This is a genomic window from Pleurocapsa sp. CCALA 161 (assembly GCF_003003995.1).
Taxonomy (GTDB): domain Bacteria; phylum Cyanobacteriota; class Cyanobacteriia; order Cyanobacteriales; family Xenococcaceae; genus Waterburya.
In genome coordinates, this window is the sequence record NZ_PVWF01000182.1 from 1 (window position 1) to 6191 (window position 6191).

The following is a 6191-nucleotide window of genomic DNA, read 5'->3' on the forward strand; positions in this document are numbered from 1 at the left end:
GATACAGTCCATAACCACTTAGCCCGCTCATGGCTGCATTGATACCAGGGCTGTCTAAATTGTCGATAGTAGTAGCTTGGTTAGGCTGAGATTTTCCAGCCAAAAAGGCATTTTTGCTAATTAAAGAGCCGATTAAATAGCTCTCTCCACTCTTTCCCAACCCTGTCTTTTCTCTGACAATGCGATCTATACGTTGGAGATCCAAATCTACCAAAATCATCCCTGATCGATTGGCGAAGGGTTTTGCCAGGGTAATCGCTGGTTTTCTAGTAATGGGAGAAACATAAAATATAGGTGCAAAGTTAGCTCCTACTTTCACTTCTTCGACATAGGTAATATTGGCTAAAATTTCATATTCCCCTTCTCGCTGGTTATTGCTAGAAAGAATAATTTTATTACTGCGATCGAGAATATATATTTCTCGAAGACTTGGCTTAATCTGATTGAGCCGATTCAAATATTGTTTAAGTACTTGATATGCTTGTTGTTTTGCCCTCTTATTACTAGAACTAAGCAGAATATCTAAATTAGCCTGTACATCTGGCATTTGTGTAGTTTGCAGAAAATCCCGCTGCTGATCTTCAAACCACCTGGTAATTTCTTGTTCCTTGAGAGTGGCTGCCACACTCAGGCGATCGAATGCAGCCTGTTTTAAAGCTGCTCTAGCGCGAAAATATGCCACTCCACCGACAATACTTACCGTAATTAATGCCAGCAGTAAAAAGTAGTTGGCTATCTTGGTAGTCAAGGATAACTGCGGTAATTTCATTTATGGCAATGAAGTCTAGATACAACTCAAGGTTATCTGACATTATATCTGGGGAATGAGTGAGTAATAAATGCGATCGCATAGGGTCTGGCCGAAGTTATACCCAGCTTCTTTCAATCAATTCAACCATCTCATCGTATTCAAAGTTTTTAAGCATTCTAATCAATCCCGCTGCTAAATCAGGCTTAGTAGGTGGAATTTGTTTAATCAATTGTAAAATTAGCTCGCTATCAATGGCGATCGCCGCTTGATGTAATTGCTCAATCCATTCAGTTGACATATTTGTCAAGTCGAATGTAGCTAATTCTCGCTCTTTTGCTGGAGAGAAATAAAAGTTTTTAATTGGTTGTTGAACAGTTAGAGTAGCTTGATGTTTTACTACTGCGATCGGAATTTGAAACTTAAATAGCGAGCCTTGTCCTAATCTACTGCTAACGGTAATCTCTCCCCCTAATAAGCGCGCAAACTGCTGACAAATAGCTAATCCCAGCCCAGTACCTTGTTGTTCAGACTGTCTAGTTTGCATAAAGGGAACAAAGATTGATTCCAAATGGGATGGTAAAATACCCTGTCCAGTATCTATGATCGCAAAGGCAAGCATTGTCTGATTAGATTCTGTTAGTAATTTGAGGTTTAGGGTAACTCCTCCTTGGGCGGTAAATTTGATCCCGTTATCAATTAGATTAATTAAAATTTGCTTGAGTTTAACAGGATCGGTTTCAATATATTGAGGAAGATCGTGAGGTAGATTAAAAGTTAGTCTAATATTTTTCTCTAAAGCTCTCAATTTAAACATCTGGGCTAAATTAGCTAATAACTGGTGTAGATTAAATGGTTGAGAGCTTACTGAAAGTGAACCTGCCTCTATTTTGGATATTTCTAAAATGTCATTAATTAAAGTTAGTAAATGTTCACCACTACGTTTGACAGTTAATAAGTTTTCTTTTTGCTGCAATTTTAAAGAAGTATCTTGCAAGGCTACCTGAGTAAAACCCAAGATGGCATGAAGGGGTGTGCGTAGTTCATGGCTCATGTTTGCCAAAAATTGGCTTTTTGTGCGATTGGCAGCATCGGCAGCTTCTTTGGCTGTCATTAGAGCTTGTGTCCTCTGTCTAACGCGATTTTCCAGACTTGTATTGGAAATTTCTAAATCTCTAAATGCTGCTTTTAACTGAATTACCATTTCATTAAAAGATTTTGCTAAAGACTGTAATTCTTTAACGCTATGAACTTGAATTACAGGATACAAGTTAGTGCTGGTATTTTTGGCTTTGGCACTTTCGGCAATGACGCTAGTTACTTCACTAAGATTAGCAATAGGTTTAGCAATTCTCCGAGAAGTGTAAATTCCTAAAACAGTGGCGATCGCACTAGCAATCAAACATAACCAGATAGTATTAAGAGTATTAGCTTGGATTTGGGTCATAAAATCGGCTTTTGGCATCACCAAGACAATTAACCAATCTAAACCAAGTTCGTCTTGATAAGGTACAACTTGGACTAATTGATCGTTGTTTTTAAGTTTAAATTCTAATTGTTCTGAGTGTTTGACATTGTATAAACTACGGAAATGTTGGGTAATGTATGCGGTTGTTTCTTTAACTAAGAAGCTTTCACTATCACGAGCTGCCAAGCGTTTTTCTTTGTGGGCAATAGCATCGTAAGTAAATGGTTTTTCTTGAGTAGAAGTAGCAACTAAATAACCATTTCGTTCGAGAATAAAAACCTGTCCTCTTTTACTGATTTCTATGTTTTCCAAAAAGCGATCTATTCCACTTAAAATTAAATCGACTCCCACTATTCCCTGGATATTTCCTTGACTATCTTTTAATAAACCTGCTGCGGTAATACCTAGTTCTCCACCTGTAAAAGTATAAATATTGCTCCAGTTATTTCCTTGAGTTTTTAATGTATTAATATACCAAGGGCGTAAGCGAGGATTATATTCATCTACTTTAATTAACTCTTGTTTTTGACCCAAATTGTCCAAAATATAGGTTTTACGCTTGGATATTTCTCTTACTTCTTGACTATAAAACTTATTTTTTTCTCGCTTACCGTACCTAAATTTTCCTGTTTGATCGCTAATATAAATCGCGCGTGCAGTATCAAATAATTGAAGACTCAACCACAAATCTCGTTGTACTGTAGAAAAATCATTAATATTTAACTGCCCAGTACGAACACTATTTTGTTTTAAATTAACTATTAAATGAGGTGTTTTTAAATAATGTTCTAAATTCTTTTCTACCCTATCTGTCACCTCATTTGTAAGTTTACTAGTCACATTATTAACTGCTTGTTCTCCATTACGCCAAGAAAAGTATCCTACTACGCCTACTGTGATAAAAATCTGAAGTAAGAAAGGTAAAGTAATAATATTTTGTAGAGACAAATTGCGATAAGAATTAGTTAACTTATGCAGTATATTGAGTAGCATAAACAGAAAATAAGAAGTTATTCTTCTATTTAATTGAATTCTCCTGCAATAGAATATTTTGATTCTACTGTAACTTTTGACATTAACAAAAATTCGCTATAATTGGCAAGATTGTCAATATCTATCAGGTTTAAGACAACCTCAATTAGTAACCAAAAGAAGATTTTTGTAATTAGTTTGTGCCAATTAATTTTCATGGTTATATTCTCCTGATAAGTAACATACGGTCAACTAGACAAGCGATCGCGTTCAACTTTAATGAAGATTAGATTTTCAATTAGATCGACTAGAGTAATTTGAAAACTATCTTAGCGACGAGATTTTCTGTATCTAACTATTAGGTTAAAAACTAATCGAGAAGAAATAGAGATGAGCAATCGATAAACAATGAACAGCAATAGAACTTTGTATGTCAAAGTCATACGTTAAATCGTCAACACCAAAATCAGTAATCGGTAAGTTCAGATCTTCCCTAGTTAATCCCGATTAATTTCTATACCTGTACGTATCACCGAGTTAAATCGCCTGATTGCATATCAGCACTTGTGAGCAAAAATATGTAGTCAATCAACAGCTAATTATTTTAGGAGAAGTGTCGTGTCAAATCGTCAAAAAATTACACTCAGAATTTGTCGTCGTACAATTTATTTGATGTTTACCAACTCGGCAAGATCGAGCAAGGTATTAAGCGAACGAGAATTAATTGACCGTTGTTATCGCAATAGTTAAAACTACCTGAAAGCTGTTTACGCATCAAAGAATTAAGAAATAAAAGACAGCATTATTTTCATTGCTTTTTGGTTCAAAACTCAAAGATCTTGAGCAAACAATTTGATTATTAATTTTTAGGCTAGAGGACGTTATGATATGAAGCGCTTACAAATATTTATTTTGAGTTTTTTATTTACAGTTAGCTTGGGTTGGTTTACTTCTATATCAAGTAAAGCTATACAGCCGACTGCACCTTTACTTACTGGCATGGGAACTCATCATCATACTATTAAGACAAAATCACCTCTAGCTCAACGCTATTTTGACCAAGGATTAGTCTTAGCTTATGGTTTCAATCATGCAGAAGCTGCCCGCTCTTTCCGCCAAGCAATTAAATTAGATCCTAATTGTGCCATGTGCAACTGGGGTTTAGCTTATGTTTTGGGGCCCAATATCAACGCAAAGATGGAAGATGATGCCGTGCCAGAATCTTATGCAGCGATCAAACGCGCTGTTAAGCTATCTGGTAATAGTACTAAATCGGAACAAGCATATATCAATGCGTTGGCGAAACGCTATACAGACAAGCCGTTAGAAGATCGTAGTCAGTTAGATCTAGCCTATGCAGAGGCAATGAAACAAGTAACTCAGCAACTTCCTAACGATCTCGATGCAGCCACTATCTATGCCGAAGCACTTATGGATACGATGCCCTGGGACTATTGGACACAAGAGGGAGAACCAAAACCAGAAGCCCAAAAAGTTATAGATACTTTAGAGTCAATCATGGAACAATCACCCGATCATCCAGGAGCAAATCATCTTTACATCCACGCAGTAGAAGCCGTCAAACCACAACAAGCTATATCAGCAGCAGATCGCTTGGGTAAGCTAGTTCCAGGTTCGGGACACTTGGTTCATATGCCATCTCATATATATATTCGGGTAGGGAGGTATCACGATGCAGCCGTTGCCAATCAAAAAGCGATCGCCGTAGACAATAACTATATTACTCAATGTCATGCTCAAGGAGTCTATCCCTTGGCTTATATGCCTCACAATCATCATTTTCTATGGTTTGCTGCCACGATGGAAGGAAATCGTAAGCTGGCGACAGAGGCAGCTAAAAACGTTGCTGCCATGGTCGATCCGCAGATGATGCGTGAACCTGGGATGGGAACACTACAACATTTCTCGGTTGTTCCTTTCTTTACGATGATTCGCTTTGGTCAGTGGGATAAAATCTTAGCTACACGCCAGCCAGAAGCAGACTTAAAATATCCGACAGGTGTATGGCACTATGCCAGAGGTTTGGCTTTCAATGCCCAAGGTGAAATAGTCAAGGCACAGCAAGAGTTAGAAGCGTTGGATTTACTAGCAGATGATCCTGAATTAGAAAAAGTCACTATTTGGGATCTCAATACCACTCCAGACATACTTAGGATTGCTGATGAAGTATTAACAGGAGAAATAGCAGCACAAGAAGGAAAAAATCTTAGAGCGATCGCTCATCTACGTCAGGCAGTAAACTTAGAAGATGCTTTAAATTATAATGAACCTGCTGATTGGTCTATTCCCGTCAGACAATATCTCGGTGCAGCTTTACTAAAAGCAAAACATTACGATGCAGCAGAAAAAGTATATCGTGAAGATTTGGCGATTTATCCCGACAATGGCTGGTCATTATATGGCTTGAGTGAAAGTCTGCAAGCACAGAATAAGAATGTCGAAGCCAAAGACGTGCAGCAGAAATTTGCCTTGGCTTGGCAATATGCTGATGTGCAATTAACTGCGTCTAAGTTTTAGTTTTATTTAATTTGAGATGAGTTTTAAGCTGAAATTTATGAGTTTTATGGGTATTTGATCGCGTTAATATTAGGCATTAGATAACAAAACTGACATCCTCCCGACTAATGTTTTGTAGGGACTGTCATTAATTAATAGTTAATGCAGTTCAAGAAATCATGATTAAAAAACTATTACGTTATTGTGTTGTAGCGATCGCTATCTTTATGCTAGTTATCGCCTGTAATTCTGATACCCAATTAAATAATACTCAGATTGACAAGTCGCGATCGCGTCCTAAAGAATCCCTAACCCTAAAGGGTACCGCTTCGCATAAGGGTACACCTTCGGATAACCGCTCCGCATATAGCGAAGACTTTGCCTCATTGCCAGCGGAAAACAAAGTTCTCCAAATCTGGTGGGATAAGGGATATAGTCCCGAAGAAGATGCAGCTTTACAAAAGCTAGTCAAAAAGTGGTCACAAA

General features: G+C 37.5%; 4 protein-coding genes and 1 pseudogene. 3 read left to right on the plus strand and 2 right to left on the minus strand.

All coding sequences use genetic code 11. The annotated features are described in order from the left end of the window. On the minus strand, positions 1 to 769 hold a 769-nt coding region (locus tag C7B62_RS23705), incomplete at its 3' end, for a cache domain-containing protein (RefSeq protein ID WP_199194352.1). Between the two features lie 97 nt (positions 770 to 866). Then, positions 867 to 3209 carry an ATP-binding protein gene (locus C7B62_RS23710; RefSeq protein WP_106243470.1) on the minus strand — a complete coding sequence of 781 codons (2343 nt, stop codon included), beginning with the start codon at positions 3207 to 3209 and terminating at the stop codon, positions 867 to 869. A gap of 597 nt (positions 3210 to 3806) precedes the next feature. Between C7B62_RS23710 and C7B62_RS26970 the strand changes: the two genes are divergently transcribed. The 3 genes and pseudogenes from C7B62_RS26970 to C7B62_RS23720 form a co-directional block, all read left to right on the plus strand. Continuing rightward, on the plus strand, positions 3807 to 3938 hold the full coding sequence (locus C7B62_RS26970; protein WP_255414091.1) for a hypothetical protein: 132 nt from the start codon (positions 3807 to 3809) through the stop codon (positions 3936 to 3938). A 138-nt stretch (positions 3939 to 4076) separates the two neighbouring features. Further along, positions 4077 to 5726 (plus strand): hypothetical protein, encoded by a 1650-nt coding sequence (locus tag C7B62_RS23715; protein ID WP_106243474.1) that lies wholly within the window; start codon positions 4077 to 4079, stop codon positions 5724 to 5726. Between the two features lie 158 nt (positions 5727 to 5884). Further along, positions 5885 to 6191 (plus strand): annotated as a pseudogene (locus C7B62_RS23720) (hypothetical protein); the annotation flags it as partial.

What these genes read in the sequence shown, in the direction of transcription:
- C7B62_RS23710 (WP_106243470.1), bottom strand. Translation starts at nt 3,209, where the DNA reads ATGCTACTCAATATACTGCATAAGTTAACTAATTCTTATCGCAATTTG.
- C7B62_RS23715 (WP_106243474.1), top strand. Translation starts at nt 4,077, where the DNA reads ATGAAGCGCTTACAAATATTTATTTTGAGTTTTTTATTTACAGTTAGC.